The sequence below is a fragment of the Paenibacillus chitinolyticus genome (assembly GCF_045038035.1).
In the GTDB taxonomy this organism is placed as follows: Bacteria; Bacillota; Bacilli; order Paenibacillales; family NBRC-103111; genus Paenibacillus_F; species Paenibacillus_F chitinolyticus_A.
On the sequence record NZ_CP173427.1, the window covers coordinates 1,858,766 to 1,883,129 of the forward strand.

Consider the following 24,364-nt stretch of genomic DNA (forward strand, 5'->3'; position numbering starts at 1 on the left):
CTATGCAAAATCCAGGACAATCGACAGTAAACGCATCCGGTAAATTTGCGCCCTTGATCAAGGACGAACATTTACAGGAGCAAATCGTCCGCCCGTCGCTGACCTACTGGAAGGATGCTTGGCGTCGACTCAAGAAAAATCGACTGGCTATGGCCGGCTTGTTTATACTCATTCTTCTTACTCTCGTTTCGATCGTGGCTCCATTCTTGTCGCAGTTTGAGTATAGTGCGACGAATCCGTCCATCGCCAACCAGAAGCCGAATTCCGTACACTGGTTCGGAACCGACGATCTGGGCCGCGATTTGTGGACACGCGTATGGTGGGGAACCCGTATCTCCTTGTTTATCGGGATTGTGGCGGCTGTCATTGACTTGATCGTCGGTGTTATCTACGGCGGTATTTCCGGTTACTATGGCGGCAAAGTCGATTCCGTTATGCAGCGTTTTATCGAAATTATTTATTCCATTCCGTTCCTGCTGATCGCCATTCTGCTTATGATGGTGCTTAAGCCGGGCATTACGTCCATCATCATCGCTTATTCGATTACAGGCTGGGTACCGATGGCGCGGCTTGTCCGCGGTCAAGTTCTTCAGCTCAAGGAACAGGAGTACGTTCTGGCTTCCCGCACATTGGGCGCCAATACGGGCCGGATTATTATGCGCCACCTGATTCCGAATGCGCTTGGTATTATCGTGGTCCAAATCACGTTCGTAGTTCCTTCGGCGATATTCGCGGAAGCCTTCCTGGGCTTCATCGGTATCGGTATCCGTCCGCCGCTCGCGTCGCTCGGATCCCTTCTGTCGGACGGAGCGGCTTCCATGCGGTATTATCCGTTCCGCCTGCTGTTCCCGACAGCTGTATTCAGTCTTATTCTGCTAAGCTTCAACGTGCTCGGTGACGGTCTTCGTGACGCGCTCGATCCGAAGATGCGTAAGTAAAGGGAGGGAGTACCTTGAGTAAGCCCAAAGAAAATATTTTGGAAGTAAAGGATTTGAAGGTCTCCTTTAACACCTACGCAGGTGAAGTTCAGGCGGTTCGCGGTGTCACATTCGATCTTAGAAAAGGCGAAGTGCTTGCAATCGTAGGGGAGTCCGGCTGCGGTAAATCCGTAACCTCCCAAACGCTCATGCGTCTGATTCCTTCACCTCCCGGCGTTATCAAAGGAGGCTCCATCCTTTTTGACGGTAAAAAAGGCAAGGTGGATATCACCAAGCTTTCCAATAAACAAATGGAATCCGTTCGCGGTTCCGAAATGGGTATGATTTTCCAGGATCCGATGACATCGCTCAATCCGACCATGACCGTGGGCAGACAGATTAGCGAAAGCTTGATTAAGCACCAGGGCATGACCAAGGAGCAGGCGCGTCAGCGTTCGATGGAACTGCTTCGTCTGGTCGGTCTCTCCAACGTGGAAGGCCGTATCAAGCAGTACCCGCATGAATTTTCGGGCGGTATGCGTCAGCGGGTTATGATTGCCATCGCCCTGGCCTGCAACCCGAAACTGCTCATCGCGGATGAGCCTACAACGGCTCTCGACGTTACCGTACAGGCCCAAATCATCGATTTGATGAGAGAACTGTCCATCAAAACGGGTTCCTCCATCATCCTGATTACGCATGACCTTGGCGTCGTTGCCGAAATGGCTGAACGCGTGGTCGTGATGTACGCGGGTAAAATCGTGGAAAAAGGGACCGTAGACGAAATTTTCTACGATCCGAGACATCCTTACACATGGGGACTTCTGAAATCCGTTCCCCGTCTCGATACGCGGGCGGACGAAGAGCTTATCCCGATTCCGGGAACGCCGCCGGACTTGTTCGCTCCGCCGAAAGGCTGTGCGTTCGCGGCACGCTGTCCATACGCCATGAAAGTGTGCGTGGAAGAAGATCCGGAACATACCCAGCTTTCGGCCGAGCACAGCGCAGCCTGCTGGCTGCTCCATCCGGATGCGCCTAAAGTCGAGCGTCCCGTTGAAGTAGGAGGGAAGCAGCATGTCTGATCAAACGATCTTATCCATCCGTAATATGAAGAAGCACTTCGACCTCGGCCAGGGGAAAATCCTGAAAGCGGTCGATAACTTCTCGATTGATATCAAACGCGGTGAAACTTTCGGTCTGGTCGGTGAATCCGGCTGCGGTAAATCCACGGCAGGACGTACGATCATCCGCCTCTACGAGGCGACGGACGGCGAAGTTATTTTTAACGGCGAGAACGTTCATAAACTGAGCGGCCGCAAAATGCGCGATTTTCACCGAAACATGCAGATGGTGTTTCAGGATCCGTACGCCTCGCTTAACCCGAGAATGACGGTCGGCAACATCATCGCGGAAGGTCTCGACATTCACGGTGTCGCTTCCGGCAGCAAACGCCGCGAACGCGTAGTCGAACTGCTGGATGCGGTAGGTCTTAACGCCGAGCACGCCGGCCGCTTCCCGCACGAATTTTCCGGCGGTCAGCGTCAGCGTATCGGGATTGCCCGCGCGCTTGCAATCGAACCGCAGTTCATTATTGCGGACGAGCCGATTTCCGCACTCGACGTATCCGTACAGGCACAGGTCGTCAACCTGTTCAAGAAGCTGCAAAAAGACCGGGGCCTGACTTACCTGTTTATCGCGCATGACCTTGCGATGGTGAAGCACATCTCCGATCGTATCGGTGTTATGTACCTGGGGAATCTGGTGGAAGTCACCACTTCCAAAGAGCTTTATGCAAACCCGCTTCACCCGTACACCGAATCTCTGCTTTCCGCGATTCCGATTCCGGATCCGGAAATCGAGCGCAAGCGTGAACGCATTATCCTGAAAGGCGAAGTTCCGAGCCCGTTGAACCCGCCTAGCGGCTGTCCTTTCCGGACCCGCTGCCCTAAAGCTATGGATCAATGCGCGGTAACGATGCCTCCGATGAAAGAAGTGGAGCCGGGGCATTTCGTGTCCTGCCACTTGTACTAATCATTAATCGTTTCATCATAGAACCGCCCGTCCGCACTCCGGTCCTGGAGTTGCGAGACGGGCGGTTTTTTTTATCGTGTTGCCACATATATCTACGGTAGGCGTAACGCGTTAACCCGATACGGACGGGGCGCTTTGTACCGGATTCTCTTGAGACTCTTTCGGAGCGCTCTCATCCTCGGCAGCCTGTTTGGGAAGCTTGAGGGTGTAGAAGACGGCCACAACAAGCATAAGCGCGCCCAGTACAATGTAAATCCAGTCCAGCGAAATCAATCGCGGGTAGAGCAGGGCGATAAGTCCGAGCGCAAGAGACTGTGCCCCCATCATCAGCGGATCGATCCACGCGTTTACCCTCCCCATCATTTTGCTGTCCACAATTTGCGGCATCCAGCCGCCGAAAGCTATATTGGCAGGTGCTATGAAAATTCCCGTAAGGAAGAAGCCGACCAGAAACAGCCAGATGTCATTGACGTAATTGATTCCGATCACCATAAGTCCGCTGGAGACGACGCTGCCTATGATCATGACGTGCGGCTTTATTTTTTTGGCCAAAATGGTCCCGAGAGCGCTGCCGACCAGCACCCCGATGCCCAGGCAAACGGATAAGAGCGAAGCGAATTTCTCATACTCATCGGCCGCGAGTTTGTATTTCAGCGAGAACAGGGGAAGGACGGTAAAGCCGCCGTTAACAAATCCGAAGAGGATAAAGCCGGTAATGATCGACAGCAAGAGAGGCTTCCTCCAGATATATCTCATGCCTTCGGAAAAATCTCTCCAAACGGTTTTAACGCTCATGTCCCGCCATTTTCCGGGTCCGTTAGGCTGCTGTACCTTCTCTTCAAAGCTGCATGAACGAATAAGGAGGGCCGAAAGAATAAACCCCAATCCGTCGATTACGACGGCGCCCTCTACTCCGATCCAGTGATACGCCAAAGCCCCAAGGGCCGTTCCGAAAAGCATGAACACGCCGAACACCGTCTGGTTCAAACCGGCAGCCTGCATAAACTGCTCCTTGGATAAGATGCCCTGCAGAAGGCCGGTTTCGGCGGGGGCGAAAAATTTCGCGACCGCGCTGCGAAGGAACAGAATCAGGAACGTGAGCGGCAATATTTCCAGAAAAAGCGAGAGGAAGAGCAGGACGGTCAGTCCGATTCGGATGTAATTGGAATATAAGCAAATGGACTTCCGGTTCATCCGGTCGGCCGCGACCCCGACGATAAAGAACACGAACAAGGTCGGTAGGGAATACATCATCTCCGCCAGCGTCATATAGAAGGGCTGGGAGCTGAAGCGGTCGAGCAGGAAGAAGGCAAACGCCATATTTCCGATCATGGTGCCGAGCTGTGAGAAAAAGCTGGCGGTAAACAGTTTGACAAACATACGGTTTTGGAACACGTTCATAAGTATCGATCCTTTCTTTTTTCGCGCGCTGCGTTCTTTATATAGAATAGAAGATTATGGAAAATAAAGATAGAGGCGCGCGAATGAACCTCTGCTGTAGCCTGAGGCGGGAAGGGATCTAGGTCTGCAGACCGAGAGAAGGAACGGCTTTTTTGGTACCCGATATAAAAAAATTAGCAACTTCCATTTTGACGTCAAGGTCAATGCCGTGTACAATCAATTAAGAGTAAAAATCCGACAGTGGTTACGGGGGAGGCGGCTGCAGAGAGATGCCGTGGAAAGCTTATCAATGGAAGAAGAGCCAACCTTTAACCGAGGATTACATCCATCATTTCGACCGTGTGTCGGCATTGTTTGATTATAATCCATGGGACAAAGGAAGTTTGCACCGCCGCGCCGAAGCTGTCCGCCAAACGGAAGCGAACCGGGCGGACCGGAAGCGTCTGGCCGAGGTGCTGCTTGAATATAATCGCCGTATAGGCAACCGGGAGACGGCGCTGAGTGCGGCTGCCGGTCTGGCCGAGGAGAATTCGCTTACCGTAGTGGGAGGCCAGCAGGCCGGCTTGTTCGGAGGGCCGCTGCTTGTCATCTACAAAGCGATTACCGTTCTTATCGCCGCGAGGCAAGCTCAGGCGGAGCTGGGTACGCCGGTCGTACCGGTATTCTGGATCGCCGGAGAGGATCACGACTTCGATGAGGTCGACCACATTCAGGTGCAGCGTCCGGAATTGGACGTACATAAACTAGCGATCCGCCGTCCGTGGAATCTGCGGACATCCGTCAGCCGCTGGCAGGCGGATGAAGAGACGTGGGAAGATGCGCTCCGCCGGCTGGATGAGTCGCTGCCGGACAGCCCGCACAAGACGGAGCTGCTGAGCCGCCTGCGTTCGTCCATGAACGGCCTGGCTACGCTCAGCGACACGTTCGCCGGCTGGATGGCCGCGCTGTTCGGCGACAGCGGGCTAGTCCTCCTCGACGCGGACGATCCCGCATTGCGCAAGCTCGAGGCGCCGATGTTCACGCGCCTCATCGGCGCTAACCAGCTTCTTGCGGCCGCCCTGATGCGCGGCCGCACGGAGCTTGAGGCGCTCGGCTATACGCCTCAAGTGGACGTGACGGACGAACAGTCGCATCTGTTCGTCATCGAGCCGAGCGGCGAGCGAGTCCTGCTGCAGCGCAGCGGGGAGGGCTTCGCCGATAAGAAAGACCTGCGCGCCTACAGCAGGGAAGACTTGCTGGCCCTCGCGGAGAGGGAGCCGGAACGCCTCAGCAACGGCGTTCTTTCCCGCCCGCTCATGCAGGAGTTCCTGCTTCCGGTGCTGGGCACCGTGCTCGGTCCCGCGGAGGTGGCCTACTGGGCGATGACGCGGGAAGCGTTCGCGCTGCACGGCATGACGATGCCGATTGTCCTGCCGCGGCTGGAGTTCACGCTCGTCGAAGATGCCGTAACGAAATGGATGGACCGGTACGACCTGTCCATGGATGACGTGAAGGCGGGTATTGACGAGCGCAGGGAAGCGTGGCTCCGCGCGCAGAGTCCTTTTCCGGTTGGGGAACGGTTTGAAGAAGCGCGCGTGCGCGTGAAAGAGGTATACACCCCTCTCGTGGATTCGCTTGCCGCTATCGAAGCGGGACTGCCGGAGCTGGGGCACACCAACCTCGATAAGATTCTTCACCAGATCGATTTCCTGGAACGCAAGGCGGAGCAGGCGCTTGCCCGACGGCATGACACGGCCTTATCCCAGTGGAAGCGTATCGAGCTGGCTCTGATGCCGCTGGGCAAACCGCAGGAGCGGGTATATAACGTATGCGCCTATTTGAACCGATTCGGGGATAAATGGCTCCAAGAGCTGCTGGAGGCGGATTTGCCGATGGACGGGGGCCACTACCTGGTTTATATTTAACTAGACAGCCTATATAGAAGAAGATTTTAGCAATCGAGGAGGAATAGTTGAATGAACGCAGTAGAACGCAGCATCGTAGCGGATCAATCCCTGGCGCCCGAAGGGCATTTGAAAATCGATTGGGTTCAGGCGCATATGCCGGTATTAAACCGTATCCGCGAGCAGTTCGAGAAAGAACAGCCGTTCCGCGGACTTAAAGTAGCCATTTCTCTTCATTTGGAAGCGAAAACCGCCTATCTGGCGAAAGTCGTTCAAGCGGGCGGAGCGGAAGTGACGATTACGGGAAGCAACCCGCTGTCCACGCAGGACGACGTCTGCGCGGCTTTGGCGGAAGACGGCATTACCGTGTTCGCCAAGTATAATCCCGACCCGCAGGAATACAAAGAGCTCATGATTAAAACGCTCGAAACGAAGCCGGATCTGATTATTGACGACGGCGGCGATCTGGTGACTATTCTTCACTCGGAGCGCAGAGACTTGCTGGCAGGCGTGCGCGGCGGAGCGGAAGAAACGACGACCGGCATTCTGCGGCTGAAGGCGCTTGACAAGGAAGGCCGTCTGGAGTTCCCGATGGTGGCCGTAAACGATGCGTTCTGCAAGTATTTGTTCGACAACCGCTACGGAACCGGACAATCCGTATTCGACGGAATCAACCGTACGACCAACCTGGTGGTCGCCGGCAAAACCGTTGTCGTGGTCGGCTACGGCTGGTGCGGCAAAGGCGTTGCGATGCGTGCCAAAGGTCTGGGCGCTCAAGTCGTCGTTACGGAGATCGACGCGATTAAAGCGGTTGAGGCTTACATGGACGGATTTACCGTTCTTCCGATGTCCGAAGCGGCTAAAATCGGCGATTATTTCGTAACGGTGACGGGCAACCGCGACGTGATCCGCGGCGAGCATTTCGAAGTGATGAAGGACGGCGCGATTTTGTCCAATGCGGGGCACTTCGATGTGGAGGTCAATAAGCCCGAACTGGCAGCCCAGTCTTCTTCCGTGCGTACGGTACGCCGTAACATCGAAGAATACCAGCTGAAAGACGGACGTAAAATTTATCTCCTGGCGGAAGGACGTCTGGTTAACCTGGCGGCGGGAGACGGCCATCCGGCAGAGATTATGGATATGACCTTCGCGCTTCAAGCCTTGTCGCTCAAGTACGTGAACGACCGTTACGAAGATATCGGTAAAACCGTCGTAAATGTTCCTTATGAGCTTGATGAGCAGGTAGCGCGCTACAAGCTGGAGTCACTCGGTATTTCCATCGACCGGCTTTCCGATGAGCAGAAGGCTTATCTGCAAAGCTGGCAGGAGCACTAATCTATCGGATCACTACAAATCGCTTCTTGTTTCCGGTGTATCACCGGAAGCGGGAGGCGTTTTTTTTGTTGGCTGTATTTGCGGATGCAGATGGCTGCAAGGCGCGGAAAATTTTCCGATCTGATTTGCAACTTCCCCGATAAGAATGCGTCAAAAAGAATGAATAGAAAAATATGGAATAACCATAGGGGGTCTTATGAAATACAGCCATCCGGTAAGGGGAAGGAAGCAGGAAAGGGACGGAGCCGGCAAACGGGACAGTTTTAGTATAGCAAAGCGGGGATTGATCGTCGCGCTGCTTATAGGTGCAAGCTTGACGGGTTGCAGTGCCGCCGATAAGGGGACTTCAACGGCCGATCAGAAATCGGGAGCCGCTGCAACTACGTCTGCGAACACGGAAATGATGAAGAAAGAGGGCGCCGCAAAGCAAGTCGATGGTAATAACAGTGCCTCCCCAGCACCTGCCGCTGTTAATCCGTCCGCAACTCCGGCGGCCGCAGACGGATTTGACCGCAAGGTGATCTATAAGGGGAATCTCGCAGCCGAAGTGGAGGACTACGCCAAAGCGCAGAAGGCACTGCGCGAGCTGGTTACAGCGAGCGGCGCGTATATCCTGCAGTTTACCGAAGACAACACCGCCTCCGAAATAGGGGGCACATTTACGATCAAAGTCGCAGCGGGAGGTTTTGCTTCGCTTCTCGACGGCATCGAGAAAATCAGCCCCACCCGGCAAAGAAATATAACGGGTCAGGACGTAACGGAGGAGTACGTGGACCTGACTTCCCGGCTTAAAGCGAAGGAGGTCGTGGAAGCCAGGCTGCTGGCGTTTATGGAGAAGGCGACGAAGTCCGACGAGTTGCTCGCTTTTTCCGCTGAGCTTGGCAAAGTCCAGGAAGAGATTGAACGGATCAAAGGCCGGATGCGTTTCCTGGATCAGAATGTAGAATATTCCACTGTAGAATTGAAGCTGTATCAACCGAAGGAAGGGGCTCTTTTAAAAGGGGCCGGAACGCCTTTCGGCAAGCAGATTGGAAGTACATTTACCAAAAGCATTGACTTTATTTTTACGATTTTAAAAGGACTCGTCATTTTTGTAACGGCATTGCTTCCTGTCGCGGCCATTGCTCTGGTTATCGGACTGCCGATTTATTTCGGGGTCCGGTCGAGAAACAGACGCATAATGAAGCAAGTCGAAGCGCAGAAGCTTGCGCAAGCTTCCGAATCGCGGCAGCCCGACTCGTTTCATGAAAAAGGTAAGGCGTTGGAAGACAATACGGACCCGGTTCAGCAGGAAGAATCCACAGTTCCGGAAAAAGAGAAATAATCAAATTACCCACAGTCTGGTGCTCTGCGCCGGGCTTTTTTTATTTTTTTAGCCGACTTATCCACAAAATGAGAAAAATTAATTTTGAACGATTTATGCTTATGAGAAGGATTTTACGTGTAAATGAAGAAGTAAACATACTGAAGTGGAGAAAAGTGGCGCAAAGTGGGGCGAAAGGGGTGAGGGTCAATGTTTATGGGTGAATACCAGCATAACATTGACGAGAAGGGCCGGCTTATTATTCCGGCTAAGTTTCGCGAAGCCCTCGGATTATCCTTTGTCGTCACCCGCGGTTTGGACCAATGTTTGTTTGTGTACCCTAAGTCTGAATGGAGCGTTCTGGAACAGAAGCTGAAAGCACTGCCGCTTATGAAAGCCGATGCGCGCGCTTTTACGCGATTTTTCTTTTCCGGGGCCACGGAAAGCGAGCTGGACAAGCAGGGAAGGGTCAATATTCCGAACAACCTGGTGGAGCATGCCAAACTCGAGAAAGACTGCGTTGTGCTCGGCGTTTCCAATCGAGTCGAGATTTGGAGCAAGTCGGTTTGGGAAAGCTATTTTGAGCAGTCGGAACAGTCTTTTAACGAAATTGCCGAGAAGCTGGTTGATTTCGATTTTGACTTATAACATCACGAGTAAGCTCTGCGAGTTACTTAGGGAGGGAAATGGGTTTGTTTCATCACATCACCGTTTTAAAAGAAGAAGCAGTTGACGGTCTACACATACAACCTGACGGCGTATACGTGGATTGTACGCTGGGAGGGGCGGGACACAGTTCCTTAATCGCCTCCAGACTGGGTCCGGAAGGACTTCTGATAGCCCTGGATCAGGACGATGCGGCGCTTGCGAATGCCGAACACATACTCGCGCCCTACCGGGACCGGGTAAAAATGGTCAAAACGAACTTTCGACGAATTGAAGAAGTGCTCCGGGATGAGCCGAGAGCGTTCCGTGACGGAGTCCCGCAGGTAAACGGAATTTTGTTTGACCTTGGAGTTTCCTCGCCTCAGCTCGATGAGGCGGAACGAGGGTTCAGCTACCACCAGGAAGCCGAATTGGATATGCGCATGGACCGCAGTACGGAGCTTACCGCCAAAATCATCGTGAACGAATGGCCGGAAGAGGAAATCGCCCGCATCTTGTTCGTATACGGGGAGGAGAAGTTTTCCCGCCGTATAGCAGGCGCGATTGTAAGAGCAAGGGCTAACGGTCCGATCGAAACGACGAGCCAGCTGGTCGAGCTGATTAAGGAAGGCATCCCCGCAGCCGCGCGGAGAACAGGCGGACATCCCGCCAAAAGAAGCTTCCAGGCTTTGCGGATTGCCGTTAACGACGAACTCGGGGCTTTCGAGGACGCGCTGCATCAATCGGTGCGGTGCCTGGCTCCGGGCGGGCGGATTTCCGTCATCACGTTCCATTCGCTCGAGGATCGTATATGCAAACAAATTTTTAGCAGCTATGTGGGACGGTGCACCTGCCCTCCGGATTTCCCCATGTGCGTATGCGGAAACACCGGTGTGGTGAAGCTTGTGAACCGGAAGCCGATTACAGCAGGTTCTGCTGAACTCGAACACAATACTAGAGCCAGATCAGCCAAATTACGAATCGCAGAAAAGCTGTAATCAGGAGGAACTTATGCCCGGATATATCCAAGGAAATTTAGCCGAAAAGTCGACAGCGACCAGTCAACGCGTGACCGTTCGGGAAACGAAGAAAGTGATTGTCAAAAACAAGCCGCTGCCTGTCGGAGAGAAGCTCATGTATTTGCTTTTGGTTATAGTCTGCGTGCTCGTTGCGACCGGAATCGTATGGCGCTACACAACCATCTATCAGATCAACAGCGAGATTAAGACGACCAAGACCACGATTACAATGCTCAAAGCGGAAAACGATGCCAACCAGCAGGAAGTTCAGAAGCTGAAAGACCCGGAAAGACTCGAAGCCATTGCGAAGGAAAAAGGGCTTAAGCCTGCCGGTGACGATCAGGTTAGACAAGTGACCCCCGGTTCGGGTCAAGCCTCCATAGATAAGAAAAGTTCCGTCGCCGCGGGTCGCTAGCGGGCAGGCAATTTCGATTTGAGGTGGGGACGTACATGGTTAAGAAAATGAAAATGCGCTCACTACTAATTGGAGGGTTTTTTACCCTTCTTTTTATTGTTTTTTTAGGCCGGATTTTATGGATCCAGGGAGTCAGCGCGAGCAAACTTCTTAATGAAGCGGAGAAAAGGTGGGAAACCGACCGGGTCGTACCGGCCGAGAGGGGCAAAATTCTCGACCGGGAAGGCCGGATTCTGGCGGAAGAGGTTCCGGCCTACTCGGTTTCGCTGAATCCGAAAGTGATCTATCAGATAGGGCTTGCGGACGATATTACGGCCGGACTGACGGAGATTCTGAAAGACAACTCGGATTCTCCCAACCTGTCCGATAAAATCAAAGGCTTGGCCACGAAAAAGAGAGCGGTAGACCCCGCGGCTGCCCAATCAAGTACAACGAATGCGTCCGGGGACGATAAGAAAGACAACAAAAAAGACGCGAAAAAAGAACCGAAGCCCGAGGATGCTTATCTAGTGAATGTCGAGGTCAATAACGAAGGCAAAAACATCGACAAAGCGAAGGCAGATCAGGTGCAGCAGCTCATCAAGACGCTCCAGCAGAAACTGAATGACAAAGATAAAAAGAAATACGGGACGCAGGCCGATGTGGGCATTTATCTTACGACCGGGAAAAAGCGTTATTACCCGGGCAATTCTTTGGCCGCTCACATTCTCGGGTATACAAACCGTGAAGGTAAAGCAAGCATGGGAATTGAAGCGCAGCTGGACGACCAGCTCAAAGGAACCCCGGGCTCGCTCAGCTATAACAGCGATAAAAACGGCGTCGAGCTCGTTCAGAGTAAATCCGTTTATGTGCCACCCGTTAACGGGAATTACGTCAAGCTGACGATTGACAAAAACATTCAATACTATATTGAGAACGCCCTCTCCAAAGTTATGGATCAATGGCACCCGAAAGGCTTGATGGCGATTGCGGCCGACCCGAAGACGATGGAAATTTTGGGGATGGCCAGCTACCCGAATTACAACCCGAATGAATTTTGGAAGGGCGGGGACCAGATTAATCACAACGTCCAGTCCCAGTACGAGCCGGGTTCCACGTTTAAGCTGGTTACACTGGCGGCTGCCGTGGAGGAGGGGGTTTTTAATCCCGGTGCAACTTTTAAATCGGGTTCCGTCCAAGTTCCCGGTCGAAAACCGGTTTTTGATCATAACAGAATCGGATGGGGGCCTATTACGTACTTAGAGGGACTGAAAAGATCCAGTAACGTGGCTTTTGTCAACTTGGGTTATAAAATGCTCGGTGTCGAGCGTTTGAAGGATTATATCGACCGGTTCGGTTTCGGTAAAAAAACAAATATCGATTTGTACGGCGAGGTTGCCGGACAGACGAACCTTGCCTATGAAGTCGACTATGCGGCTGCTACATATGGACAGGCGCTGACGGCAACGGCCATTCAGGAAGCGGCCGCGTACGGAGCAATCGCAAACGGCGGCAAGCTAATGTGGCCGCATGTCGTGAAGGAAATCATCGACCCGAAGACCCAGCAGCCTGTTCAGAAAATAGAACCTAAAGTCGTAGGACAGCCGGTTAGCGCCGCGACGGCCAAAAAAGTCGGCGAATATCTGGAGCAGGTCGTAGCGGATCAAGTGAAGGGGACCGGTAAAGACGCCTATATCGAAGGCTATCGGATTGCGGGCAAAACAGGTACCGCCAATAAAGTTATACCGGGGCAAAAAGGATATGCCGCCAACAAGTGGGTCATTTCTTTTGCCGGTTTTGCGCCGGTGGAAGACCCGCAGTTCGTTCTCATTATCATCGCCGACGAGCCTGAGCTGGGAAATAACTACCTGCTCGGCCACTATGTGGCGGCTCCGGCTTTCAAAGAAATCATGCAGAACTCCCTTCGTTACCTGCGCATCCCGTCCAGCAAGCAGCAGGCCCAGGTCACGCCGGTTCAGACGTCCACGCAGAAAGCCGTGGATTTCGGCAACATGACGGCGGCTCAGGCAAAAGCTGCGGCGGAACGCGCCGGAGTAGACATTGAAACCGTAGGCCAGGGCGCCAAGGTGGTAGCCCAGTATCCGAAAGCCGGCACCGAGATCGGTCCTTACCAGCGGGTATACCTTGCCATGCAGGCTCCCGCGGAGATCGCGGTACCGGATATGAAAGGCAAGGCGCTGCGGGACGCGCTCGAGCTTTGTACGCTGCTCGGCATCCGCACCGCCAGTACCGGCGAAGGCTACGTCGTCTCCCAGGCTTTGCAGGGCGAAGGAAGCGACCGCGTGCTTACGCTGCAGCTCCAGCCTCTGGGAGGAGAAATCTTAACGCCGCCGGAAGAAAAGCAGGCTGTCCCGGAAAAGTCCGAATAAGTCGGACGTGCCTGTTCTATCCCCTGCTTGTTCGGAATAGTCATGAGAAGAACGGTCATGACTTGTCTGGAAGGGGAGCGAATCCATGCGAGTGTCCAGCTTTACCGTGCGGCGCCGGTTGTTTGCCGCACTCATTTTGGGAACGGTCTTGTTCGCCGCTCTGATCATCCGGCTGGCGTATGTGCAGCTTTGGCTCGGTCCCGGTTTATCGGCCAAAGCGGAGGACTCCTGGCGGCGGGAGATTCCTTTTATGGCCAACCGCGGCGAGATATGGGACCGCAACGGAGAGAAACTGGCGTATAACATCAGCACGCCGTCCATAATGGCCATCCCGGTCCAGCTTAAAGATCCGAATGCAACGGCGGCCAAGCTTGCGGAAGTTTTGCAGGCGCCCGTCGATTCGATTTACAAGCAGATTACGAAGCGGGAACGCATTAACGAGATCAAGCCCGCCGGACGGAAAATTACGCTGGAGAAGGCGCAGGAGATTAAAGCGCTGAACCTGCCCGGTATCGTGGTAGCGGGCGATAACCGCCGCTATTATCCGTTCGGCAGCCTCGCGGCGCATATTCTCGGTTTCACGGGAACGTACAACCAGGGGCTTACGGGTGTGGAGAGCAAGTATAACAACCTGCTCAGCGGCATCAAAGGCAATGTCTCTTATCTGGCAGATGCTGCCAATCGCAAAATGCCGGGTTCCACCGAACAGTATAGTGAGCCGAAAGACGGTCTGAACTTGCAGCTGACGATCGACCAGCACTTGCAGGCGGTGCTTGAACGGGAACTGGACCAGGCGATGGTGAAGTATCAGCCGAAGCACGCCATCGCCATTATGATGGACCCGAACAACGGAGAAATTCTGGCCATGGGAAGCCGGCCTACTTATGAGCCCGGCAATTTTGGGAAATACCCGGTGGAGACGTATAACCGGAATCTTCCGATCTGGATGACGTACGAGCCCGGCTCAACGTTCAAGATCATTACGCTGGCCGCCGCGCTGGAAGAGAAGAAAGTCGATCTGAAGAACGAAAGATTTCATGATCCGGGAGCTATCGAAGTCGGCGGAGCGAGGCTGCGCTGCTGGAAGCGCGGCGGGCACGGGAGCGAATCTTTCCTGGAAGTCGTGGAAAACTCCTGTAACCCCGGTTTTGTCGTTCTGGGACAGCGCCTGGGCAAGGAGACCCTTTTCGACTATATCAAGCGTTTCGGCTTCGGAAGAAAAACCGGAATCGATCTCGGCGGAGAAGAGAACGGAATTATGTTCAAACCTTCGCAAGTGGGTCCGGTCGAGCTTGCGACGACTGCTTTCGGACAGGGGGTATCCGTTACGCCGATTCAGCAGATCACAGCCGTTTCGGCGGCGATTAACGGGGGTAAGTTATTCAAGCCGCATGTCGCCAAATCATGGATAGAGCCCGAAACGGGGCGGGTGGTCGAAACGGTTAAACCGGAGCTGGTGGATACGGTCATCTCGGAAGCGACGTCGAAGCAAGTCCGCGAGGCGCTGGAAAGCGTCGTGGCGAAAGGGACCGGGGGCAATGCTTTCATTGACGGCTACCGGGTCGGGGGCAAGACGGGGACCGCCCAGAAAGTCGTAAACGGCCGTTATTCCCCGAACGAACACATCGTGTCCTTTATCGGATTCGCTCCGGCCGACAATCCCAAGGTGGTTGTCTATGCAGCGGTCGATGATCCGCAGGGGATTCAGTTCGGGGGTTTGATCGCCGCTCCGCTTGTCAAAAACATCATGCAGGATGCGCTCCGGTACATGAAGGTGGAACCGGACAAAAACCAGTTGACCAAAAAATATAAATATGGCGAAACGCCGATTGTAGAAGTGCCCGATCTGGTGGGAGCCACCGTTCAGGATATCTACGAAGATCTGAACTCCGACTTCCTGATTGCCAAGTCCGGCACGGGAAATACGGTGATCAGCCAGGCGCCGAAGCCGGGGACGAGAGTAGACCGGGGTTCAACAATTCGTGTATACTTATCTAATCCGCCGGAAGGCGCTATGGACAAAAAAGAGGGGCGCTGATTGTTTCGGCGCTTCTTTCTTGTCAGGCTTTTGTCCATACTGATAGAAAGAACACATAGAATAGCAAATGAAACGTGCCAATGGTGGGAGGCGATTTGACATGGAGCTGAAGGAATTGGCTTCTCAGCTTTTAATTTGTCAACTCATAGGTGAAGAGACAACAGAAATATCAGGCATCGCTACCGATTCCCGTCAAGTACGCCCCGGTGATTTATTCGTCTGTGTGCCCGGATTCGTGTCCGACGGCCACGACTTCGCTCCGAAAGCGATAGAGCTCGGGGCGGCAGCGCTTGTGACGGAACGGAAACTGGAGCTTGATGTTCCGCAGTTGATCGTAAAGGACGCCAGATACGCGATGTCGGTTTTATCGGCTTGCGTTTACGGATTCCCGAGCCGGAAGATGAAAGTGATCGGCATTACGGGGACGAATGGCAAAACGACGACAAGTTTTCTGGTCGAACATATTTTACGTGACCAGGGCTTCCGGACGGGGCTCATGGGAACGATTTCCGCGAAGATCGGTTCGGAGTTTATTCCTATGGAACGCACGACGATGGAAGCCTCAGATCTGCAGAGGACTTTCAGGCTTATGGCGGACGAAGGAACCGACTATTGTGTCATGGAAGTGTCTTCCCATGCGCTTGATCTGGGCCGGGTCAAAGGAGTCCGTTTCCGCGGAGGCGTTTTTACAAACCTGACTCAGGATCATCTGGATTATCACGAAACGATGGATAAATACGAGGCGGCCAAAGGGCTTCTGTTCTCTCGTATGGGGAACGAGTTTACAGGGGATGCCGGAGATAAACAGTATGCGGTTTTAAACGCGGATGATCCTTCGGCGGAGCGTCTGGCCAAATTGACCTCGGCGGAAGTCATTACATACGGAGTAAACCGGGATTGCGACGTCAAAGCGACCAACATACGCATTACGGCCAAAGGGACGGAATTCGACGTGGTTTCCTTTGCGGGAACGGAGCCGATGCGCATGAAGCTCGTAGGTTTGTTTAACGTTTATAATGCGCTGGCAGCCATTTCCGTATCCCTTGCCGAAGGGCTCCCCTTGTCCCGAATCCGGGAAAGCCTCGGCAGCATGCCGGGAGTGGACGGACGCATGGAGATTGTCGATGAAGGCCAGGAATTTCTCGTCCTGGTGGATTACGCCCATACGCCGGACGGTCTCCGGAACGCGCTCAGTTCGATACGGGAATTCGCCCAGGGCCGGGTTAAATGCGTGTTCGGATGCGGCGGAGACCGCGACCGGACGAAGCGACCCCTCATGGGGAAAGTGACGGGGGAGCTGAGCGACGATGTGTACGTGACCTCGGACAATCCGCGGACGGAAGATCCCGGCGCGATCCTGCTCGACATCGTTCCCGGGCTGATCGAAGCGGGCGTCGACGAGAACCGTTATAAGCTTCTTGTCGACAGACCGGAAGCGATCCAAAAGGCTATTGAAGAGGCAGGCCCTCAGGATGTAGTATTGATAGCGGGAAAAGGACATGAAACCTACCAGGATATCGCCGGAGTCAAGCACGATTTCGATGACAGGCTGATAGCCCGTGCCGCATTAAGGAGGTTACAGTCATGAGAAAACTTCCATTAACGACTATAGCCGAGCTGGCCGGTGCGAAGCTGCTGATGCCGCCGGGATCGGATAACGGCGCCGACGGAATCTTAATTGACGCGGTATCCACGGATACGCGTACGATCGCGCCCGGAAGCTTGTTCGTTCCTCTCGTCGGAGAACGCTTTGACGGGCACGAATTCGCGCCGGATGCCGCCGCCAAAGGCGCTTCGGCCGCTTTGTGGCAGGAAAGCCGGCAGGAAGGCCGTCCGGAAGGACTGCCGCTTCTACTGGTCGACGATACGCTGGCCGCCCTGCAGCAGCTTGCGCACGCGTACCGGAAATCATTGGACGTTAAAGTGGTCGGCATTACGGGCAGCAACGGGAAAACGACCACGAAGGATATGATGGGGGCCGTTCTCGGCACGGTTTACAACGTACACAGAACTAAAGGCAACTTGAACAATCACATCGGTCTTCCGCTTACGCTGCTCCAGCTTGACGATACGACGGAAGTGGCCGTGGTCGAAATGGGGATGAGCGGCCGTGGGGAAATCGAGCTGCTCTCCGAGATTGCCGAGCCGGATATCGCGGTCATTACGATGATCGGAGACGCTCATCTGCTGCAGCTCGGCTCCCGCGAAGAGATTGCCCGCGCCAAGACGGAAATTCTCAGCGGTCTGAAAGACGGCGGCACCTACGTGTTCCATGGGGATGAGCCGCTGCTGCCGCTTGTGCTTCCGGAGATGAAGCAGCCCGCCCGTTTGAGCCAGATCCGCTTCGGGCGCGGCCATACGAACGATTTGTACCCGACTTTTATCCGGATGGACGGGGAAGGCACCCATTTTTCGATCAACCCGCGCGGTTCGGAAAGCGACAAGGATGCGCAAAAGTACTACATCCCGCTTCTTGGCGAGCACAATGTCGACAACGCTTTGGCGGCTATCGCCGTAGGCACCGCGCTGGGAGTTCCCGATGCGGACATACGCCGAGGACTGGCCGGCATGCAGATGACCGGCATGAGAATCGAGAAGCGTCTGACCCCTGGTGGAGTGACCGTGCTCAACGACGCTTACAACGCTTCGCCAAGCTCCATGAAAGCCTCCATCCGGCTCGTCGAGCAGTTGGAGGGATATCCGCGCAAATACGTGGTTCTTGCCGACATGCTGGAGCTGGGCGAGGACGAAATCCGGTATCACCGGGAAATCGGCTCCCTTCTGTCGCCGGACGCTTTGACGGGCGTATATGCCTACGGGCCGCTCGGCAGACAGATCGCGGAAGCAGCCGGGGAGTCGTTCGGTCCGGAACGCGTCCGCTGGTTCGAGGACAAATCGGAATTAACCGCAGCGCTCCACGCTGCACTGAAATCGGGGGATCTCGTTCTGATCAAAGGGTCCCGGGGGATGAAGCTGGAAGAGGTGGCGGAGGCGCTTTTGGCAAAATAGGCGTTTTCGCCGCAACCTGGCGGCGCCAGCCGCCGTCAGAGAAGCATAGAAGCAAACTCATCCGGCATGGACGGTAGCTGCTGAACCGGCAGGCTTAACCCGCTTGCCGTCTCTATACCCGAATCGAAACACGGAGCAGCTTTCCGGCAGGAGAGCTTGTAGGAGGATATCAAACGTGGAGTTAAAAGTGATCTTATTCACGATGGGAGTCGCATTTCTGCTCGCTCTCATCATGGGCCCTCTGTTCATTCCGCTACTTCGGAGACTGAAGTTCGGACAGACCATCCGTACGGAAGGTCCGCAAAGTCATCAGAAAAAACAAGGAACGCCGACCATGGGCGGCATTATCATATTGATCGCGCTCGCGATTGCGGCGCTCCGGTTCGCCGACAGCAACACCGAGCTTTGGATTCTGCTGATCGCGTCGCTCGGATACGGGCTCGTTGGTTTTCTCGATGACTATATCAAAATTGTGTTCAAGCGCTCTCTCGGCCTCACAGCCAAGCAGAAGCTTATCGGCCAACTGGTCGTATCCGCCGTAGTCTGCGTGCTGCTTGTTACGTCCAATCACAGCACGACTTTGTTCGTGCCGGTGCTGGATGTTTCCTTCGATACGGGCTGGTTGTATTTCCCGCTGATGACGATTCTCATGCTTGGCGCATCCAACGCGGTTAACTTTACGGACGGCCTTGACGGGCTGCTTGCAGGCACGAGCGCGATCGCGTTCGGCGCTTTTACGATCATCGCGATGAACAATACTCAACCGGAAGCGGCTATCTTTTCTGCAGCTATGGTGGGCGGCGTTCTCGGATTTCTTGTGTTCAATGCGCATCCGGCGAAAGTATTCATGGGCGATACCGGCTCGCTGGGAATCGGCGGAGGTCTGGTAGCCGTGGCGATCATGACCAAAGCGGAGCTTCTGCTTGCGGTTATCGGCGGCGTTTTTCTGATTGAGATCTTATCGGTTGTCATCCAGGTTATTTCGTTTAAAACAACAGGCAAACGCGTCTTTAGAATGAGCCCGATTCACCATCACTTTGAACTGGTCGGCTGGTCCGAGTGGCGGGTTGTCACCACTTTCTGGGCAGCGGGTCTTGTTTTGGCGGCACTGGGACTATACATGAATGAGGTGTTGTAGCAAATGAAGCATCCGAGTGAGTACCGGGGGAAGAAAGTGGTCGTACTCGGCCTGGCCCGCAGCGGGGTTGCGGCGGCCAAGTTTTTTCATGAAATGGGAGCGGACGTAACGGTCAATGACCGGAAAACGCGTGAAACGAGTCCCGAGGCCGACGAATTGGAAGCCTTGGGAATTTCTGTTGTCTGCGGGGGGCATCCGCCTGAACTTGTGGGAGACGACACGGCTCTGATCGTCAAAAATCCCGGCATCCCTTACGGGGCGCCGCCAGTCGTCCAGGCTGCGGTGCGCGGAATCGAAGTGGTGACGGAAGTGGAAGTGGCGTACCATATCTGTGCGGCTCCGATGATCGGGATTACGGGAAGCAACGGCAAAACCACGACGACGACGCTCATCGGCCTGATGCTCGAAGAGGGCAAGCTGAACCCGATCGTTGCGGGCAACATCGGCCGGGCTTTGACGGAGGCGGCGGCGGAAGCGAATCCGTCCGATTGGATGGTCGTAGAGCTGAGCAGCTTTCAGCTTAAAGGCACGAGGGAGTTCAGGCCGAAAATCGCCTGCCTGCTCAACGTGTACGAAACTCATCTGGATTATCACGGCTCCATGGATGACTATGTGGCCTCGAAAGCCAAGCTGTTTGCGAATCAGAAGCAGGATGATATTGCGGTGCTGAACGCCGATGACGAGGTATGCAGGAAGCTGGCCGGTGAAGTATCTTCGGAAGTCCTTTTGTTTTCCAGGCAGCGGGAGCTGGACAAAGGGGTTTATCTCTCCGGGGACGGCGTGCTGACTTACCGGGATGCAGAGGGCGGTACATACCCGATTTTACCTGCCAAAGAGCTGGGCATTCGCGGTTCTCATAATATCGAGAACGCCCTTGCGGCATCCGCGGTCGCTCTGAGCGCAGGCGTGCCGGTCGAGGCGATCGCAGACGTGCTGCGGACATTCCGCGGCGTGGAACACCGTCTCGAATTCGTGGGAGAGTTCGGCGGCGCGGCTTATTACAACGATTCGAAAGCGACGAACCCGGCCGCCACGACGAAGTCTGTCGAATCGTTCGAACAGAGTGTCATTCTGATCGCAGGCGGCTTGGACCGCGGTTCGGACTACAAAGAAATGCTTCCGCTGCTTGCTTCACGCGTGAAAGCCGTCGTAACGCTCGGCGAGACGAGGGAGAAAATAAACCGCGTTGCCCGTGAAGCCGGATTGGCCGCCATCGAAACGGTCGATACTGCTAACAGCACGGAAGCAATCGGCGAGGCCGTTCGGGCTGCGAGCAAGCTGGCAGGGGAAGGGGACATCGTTCTGCTCTCTCCGGCATGCGCCAGCTGGGATATGTTTGCTTCTTACGAAGAACGGGGACGCATGTTTAAGGAGTCCGTGCATAATCTGTAAGGAACGGGTAGTCAAGCCTCCTTCGTCCGCTTCCGGATTGCGGCAGCGTCAGTCAGCTTAGTTTTCAGGCTATAGGCACCCGATATTCTTATTCGTAAGAGGTGTCCCTATGGCTAAAGCGCGTTCCGCTCCGGATGTATGGATTCTGGTTTCGACCCTGCTCATTTTGACGATCGGCGTAATTATGGTGTACAGTGCCAGCGGAGTGTTGGCCTTCCGTGAATTTGGCGACTGGTTTTATTATTTGAAAAGGCAGCTGCTTTTCGCGGTGCTCGGTATCGTGGCTATGTTTTTTACGATGAACACCGACTACTGGGTGTGGAAAAAGTACGCGAAAATCGGCCTGCTCATTTGTTTCGGCCTTCTGCTGGCGGTTCTGATCCCGGGGATAGGCGTGGTTCGCGGCGGCGCCCGGAGCTGGCTCGGAATCGGGTCGTTCGGGATTCAGCCTTCCGAATTTATGAAAATCGGCATGATTGTTTTTCTGGCCAAGCTTTTGTCCGAGAGGCAGTCCCAGATCACACTGTTTACGAAGGGGCTGCTGCCTCCTCTGGGGCTCGTGGGACTGGCCTTCGGCTTGATCATGCTTCAGCCGGATCTTGGCACCGGAGCGGTTCTGGTCGGCGCTTCCCTGCTTGTGATCTATACGGCGGGGGCCCGCATTCTTCATTTATCCTATCTTGCCATGGCCGGCGTCGCAGGCTTCGTCGGTCTGATTATTGCCGCCCCATACCGGCTGCAGCGGATTACGGCCTTTATGGACCCGTGGTCCGACCCGCTGGGAGCGGGCTATCAGTCCATTCAGTCGCTTTATGCGATCGGACCGGGCGGGCTGGCCGGGCTGGGGCTCGGAATGAGCAGGCAGAAGTACAGCTATCTGCCCGAGCCCCAGACGGATTTTATCTTCTCGATCATCGCCGAGGAGCTCGGTTTTATCGGCGGTGCGGCCGTTCTGATCCTGTTCACGATTCTCGTATGGAGAGGCATGCGCACCGCCATTACGGCACCCGACACGTTCGGCAGCCTGGTTGCCGTCGGTATTGTGGGAATGATCGCCGTTCAGGTGATCATCAACATCGGCGTCGTGATCGGAATGTTTCCGGTTACGGGGATTACGCTTCCGCTTATAAGCGCCGGAGGTTCGTCCCTTACCCTGATGCTGACGTCGATCGGCGTGCTGCTCAACATATCCCGCTATTCGAGGTGAAACGAATGCGTATCGTATTCAGCGGGGGAGGAACCGGCGGTCATGTTTACCCGGCTTTGGCCATTGGGGAACAATGTCTGCAGGACCACCCCGATTCGAAATTTTTATACATCGGCACAAGCTCCGGCCTGGAGCGTGACATTGTCGCGCGTTCCGGGCTGGATATGCCTTTTGAAGCCGTAGAAATTACAGGGTTCCGGCGCAAGCTGGCGTCTCTGGACAATGTCAAAACCGTACTGCGCTTTCTGCGCGGTGTGGGCCGTGCCAAAAGCCTTCTCAGGGAGTTTAAGCCTGACGCGGTGGTAGGCACGGGGGGGTATGTATGCGGCCCGGTCCTGTATGCGGCCGCCAAGCTGGGCATTCCTACGCTCGTGCATGAGCAGAATGCCATCGCGGGACTTACGAACCGTTTTCTGAGCCGCTACGTGTCGACGGTAGCCGTAAGCTTCCGGGGAACGGAAGGAATCTTCCCCCAGGCCAAAAAAGTCGTCTACACGGGAAATCCGCGCGCGACTTCTATGGTAAATGCGGATGCGGCCCGCGGGTTCTCCTCACTCGGATTAACGCCTGACGCGAGACTCGTTGTCGTTGTGGGAGGGAGCCGGGGAGCCAAAGCCATTAACGAAGCGATGGTCGAACTGGCTCCGCTCGTACATGAACTGCCCGGTGTGCAGTTTGTATTCGGTACGGGCCAGCCCTATTTCGAATCAACCGCGCAGCGGATTCGGGAGGCGGCAGGTTCGGTTCCGGCTAACCTTCAAGTCCTTCCGTATATTCATAACATGCCGGAGGTTTTGGCCGCGTCCAAGCTTGTCGTGAACCGTGCCGGAGCGTCTACTATGGCGGAGATTACCGCCCTTGGAATTCCTTCCATCTTAATTCCGTCGCCGAACGTGACGAATAATCATCAGGAGCACAATGCCCGCTCCCTTTCCGACGAGGGAGGCTCCGTCACGCTGCTTGAGAAAGATTTAAGCGGCAGGGTCCTTTTCGATCAGATTAACAAAATCATGGAAGATTCCGTCCGCTGGGAACATATGGCGAAGCAGTCGGCAAGGATGGGCCAGCGGGATTCCGCCGCACTTGTCGTCCGGGAGCTGGAACGGATTGTATCCGCCGGACAACGGAAGCGCTAAAAGGCCGCAGAATCAAGCTTTTACAGGGAACTAGATGGGCCATTGTCACACTCTATCCGATTTAACATAAACTACACTATAACCGTGGCAGACACCTAAGGCAAAGCCGCCCGTACCGACTCCCGCTCTTGCCGGTAACGAATAACCGGGAACCGAAGAATGCCGGGAAAGGGGCTTTTCAACCTTGAGTTCTGTGAAGGAGGTTTTCCCATGCACCAGTTAATTACAGACTTGCAAGCGGCTCAGGTGGGTGAGGTCCTGAAGAACGAGGAGCTGGCACCGTACACAACCTGGAAAATCGGCGGTCCTGCCGATCTGCTCGTTATTCCGCAGGATAAACAGAAGCTGGTTGAGACGATCCGGCTGCTCGGGCAGCACAAGGTTCCCTGGACTGTCGTCGGGCGCGGATCCAACCTGCTTGTGGGGGATAAGGGGATCCGGGGTGTTGTCATCAAATTAAGCCGGGCTCTGGAAACGCTGCGTTTCGACGGCAGCACCGTCTACGCGGGAGGAGCCTACTCGTTTATCAAATTATCCGTCATGACCGGCAAGGAAGGATTAACGGGGCTCGAATTTGCCGGAGGTATTCCGGGATCGGTGGGAGGCGCCGTTTACATGAACGCGGGGGCTCATGGTTCTGATGTGTCACGCATTCTTAAACAGGCTGAAGTGCTGCTGGACACAGGGGAATTGATTATCATGCAGAACAGCGACCTGCAGTATGCTTACCGGCATTCGGTGCTGCATACGCTGCCGGGCATCGTAACGGAAGCGGTCTTCGAACTGCAGCCGGGCGACCGGAAGGAGATCGCGGGCGCCATGGCGGCGTACAAGGACCGCCGGCTCAGAACGCAGCCGCTGCAGCTCGCCTGCGCAGGCAGCGTGTTCCGCAATCCGCCGGGCAATCATGCCGCCAAGCTGATCGAAGAAGCGGGCCTGAAAGGCACGCGGGTAGGCGGGGCGGAGATTTCTCCGCTGCATGCCAATTTCATTGTGAATACCGGAAATGCATCGGCCGAGGATGTTCTGGCCCTCATTGCTTTGGCGCAGAAGACCGTACGGGAGAAATCCGGTGTGGAGCTGCAGCCTGAGGTACTGGTGGTGGGCGAGAGGTAATTCGGAGGTG

19 protein-coding genes are annotated in these 24,364 nt (G+C 54.9%); 18 read left to right on the forward strand and 1 reads right to left on the reverse strand.

Annotated features, from left to right (window positions below; all coding sequences use genetic code 11):
* The first annotated feature begins 2 nt into the window (after positions 1-2).
* From ACI48J_RS08490 to ACI48J_RS08500, 3 genes are read left to right on the forward strand one after another with little or no spacing between them, the layout of a single operon-like run.
* Positions 3-938: an ABC transporter permease gene (locus ACI48J_RS08490; protein WP_326052818.1), complete on the forward strand. Its 936-nt coding sequence runs from the start codon at positions 3-5 to the stop codon at positions 936-938.
* A 14-nt stretch (positions 939-952) separates the two neighbouring features.
* Complete coding sequence (locus ACI48J_RS08495) at positions 953-1,999, forward strand: ABC transporter ATP-binding protein (protein WP_326052819.1); 1,047 nt, start codon at positions 953-955, stop codon at positions 1,997-1,999.
* Entirely contained in the window at positions 1,992-2,948 is a 957-nt protein-coding gene (locus ACI48J_RS08500; RefSeq protein WP_326052820.1) for an oligopeptide/dipeptide ABC transporter ATP-binding protein, read from the forward strand. The genes ACI48J_RS08495 and ACI48J_RS08500 overlap by 8 nt, the downstream gene beginning before the upstream one ends.
* Positions 2,949-3,059: 111 nt before the next feature.
* On the opposite strand, the gene ACI48J_RS08505 is transcribed toward ACI48J_RS08500, so the two are convergent.
* Positions 3,060-4,349: an MFS transporter gene (locus ACI48J_RS08505; RefSeq protein ID WP_405082454.1), complete on the reverse strand. Its 1,290-nt coding sequence runs from the start codon at positions 4,347-4,349 to the stop codon at positions 3,060-3,062.
* Between the two features lie 269 nt (positions 4,350-4,618).
* On the opposite strand from ACI48J_RS08505, the gene bshC reads away from it, so the two are divergent.
* The 15 genes from bshC to murB all read left to right on the forward strand — a co-directional run bounded on the left by bshC (position 4,619) and on the right by murB (position 24,354).
* The gene (gene bshC, locus ACI48J_RS08510; protein ID WP_405082455.1) at positions 4,619-6,253 is read left to right on the forward strand and encodes a bacillithiol biosynthesis cysteine-adding enzyme BshC; all 1,635 of its coding nucleotides are present in this window, start codon (positions 4,619-4,621) and stop codon (positions 6,251-6,253) included.
* Between the two features lie 51 nt (positions 6,254-6,304).
* Complete coding sequence (locus ACI48J_RS08515) at positions 6,305-7,567, forward strand: adenosylhomocysteinase (protein ID WP_405082456.1); 1,263 nt, start codon at positions 6,305-6,307, stop codon at positions 7,565-7,567.
* A gap of 196 nt (positions 7,568-7,763) precedes the next feature.
* Positions 7,764-8,891, forward strand: a complete 1,128-nt coding sequence (locus ACI48J_RS08520) for a DUF4349 domain-containing protein (protein WP_405082457.1) — start codon at positions 7,764-7,766, stop codon at positions 8,889-8,891.
* Between the two features lie 189 nt (positions 8,892-9,080).
* On the forward strand, positions 9,081-9,518 hold the full coding sequence (gene mraZ / locus ACI48J_RS08525; RefSeq protein WP_326052825.1) for a division/cell wall cluster transcriptional repressor MraZ: 438 nt from the start codon (positions 9,081-9,083) through the stop codon (positions 9,516-9,518).
* 44 nt (positions 9,519-9,562) lie between these two features.
* Positions 9,563-10,513 carry a 16S rRNA (cytosine(1402)-N(4))-methyltransferase RsmH gene (gene rsmH / locus ACI48J_RS08530; protein WP_405082458.1) on the forward strand — a complete coding sequence of 317 codons (951 nt, stop codon included), beginning with the start codon at positions 9,563-9,565 and terminating at the stop codon, positions 10,511-10,513.
* Positions 10,514-10,526: 13 nt separating this feature from the next.
* On the forward strand, positions 10,527-10,949 hold the full coding sequence (gene ftsL, locus ACI48J_RS08535; RefSeq protein WP_009671837.1) for a cell division protein FtsL: 423 nt from the start codon (positions 10,527-10,529) through the stop codon (positions 10,947-10,949).
* A gap of 35 nt (positions 10,950-10,984) precedes the next feature.
* Complete coding sequence (locus ACI48J_RS08540) at positions 10,985-13,318, forward strand: penicillin-binding transpeptidase domain-containing protein (protein ID WP_405082459.1); 2,334 nt, start codon at positions 10,985-10,987, stop codon at positions 13,316-13,318.
* A gap of 85 nt (positions 13,319-13,403) precedes the next feature.
* Positions 13,404-15,356, forward strand: a complete 1,953-nt coding sequence (locus ACI48J_RS08545; RefSeq protein WP_405082460.1) for a stage V sporulation protein D — start codon at positions 13,404-13,406, stop codon at positions 15,354-15,356.
* A 100-nt stretch (positions 15,357-15,456) separates the two neighbouring features.
* Positions 15,457-16,944: a UDP-N-acetylmuramoyl-L-alanyl-D-glutamate--2,6-diaminopimelate ligase gene (locus tag ACI48J_RS08550; protein ID WP_405082461.1), complete on the forward strand. Its 1,488-nt coding sequence runs from the start codon at positions 15,457-15,459 to the stop codon at positions 16,942-16,944.
* Positions 16,941-18,365 (forward strand): UDP-N-acetylmuramoyl-tripeptide--D-alanyl-D-alanine ligase, encoded by a 1,425-nt coding sequence (gene murF, locus ACI48J_RS08555; RefSeq protein ID WP_405082462.1) that lies wholly within the window; start codon positions 16,941-16,943, stop codon positions 18,363-18,365. Before ACI48J_RS08550 ends, murF begins: the two co-directional genes overlap by 4 nt.
* A gap of 175 nt (positions 18,366-18,540) precedes the next feature.
* Positions 18,541-19,503: a phospho-N-acetylmuramoyl-pentapeptide-transferase gene (gene mraY / locus ACI48J_RS08560; protein WP_009671823.1), complete on the forward strand. Its 963-nt coding sequence runs from the start codon at positions 18,541-18,543 to the stop codon at positions 19,501-19,503.
* Positions 19,504-19,506: 3 nt separating this feature from the next.
* The gene (gene murD / locus ACI48J_RS08565) at positions 19,507-20,895 is read left to right on the forward strand and encodes a UDP-N-acetylmuramoyl-L-alanine--D-glutamate ligase (protein WP_405082463.1); all 1,389 of its coding nucleotides are present in this window, start codon (positions 19,507-19,509) and stop codon (positions 20,893-20,895) included.
* 109 nt (positions 20,896-21,004) lie between these two features.
* Complete coding sequence (gene spoVE, locus ACI48J_RS08570; protein WP_326052834.1) at positions 21,005-22,102, forward strand: stage V sporulation protein E; 1,098 nt, start codon at positions 21,005-21,007, stop codon at positions 22,100-22,102.
* A gap of 5 nt (positions 22,103-22,107) precedes the next feature.
* Positions 22,108-23,238, forward strand: a complete 1,131-nt coding sequence (murG, locus tag ACI48J_RS08575) for an undecaprenyldiphospho-muramoylpentapeptide beta-N-acetylglucosaminyltransferase (protein ID WP_326052835.1) — start codon at positions 22,108-22,110, stop codon at positions 23,236-23,238.
* A gap of 210 nt (positions 23,239-23,448) precedes the next feature.
* Positions 23,449-24,354: a UDP-N-acetylmuramate dehydrogenase gene (gene murB, locus ACI48J_RS08580; RefSeq protein WP_326052836.1), complete on the forward strand. Its 906-nt coding sequence runs from the start codon at positions 23,449-23,451 to the stop codon at positions 24,352-24,354.
* Positions 24,355-24,364: the final 10 nt, after the last annotated feature.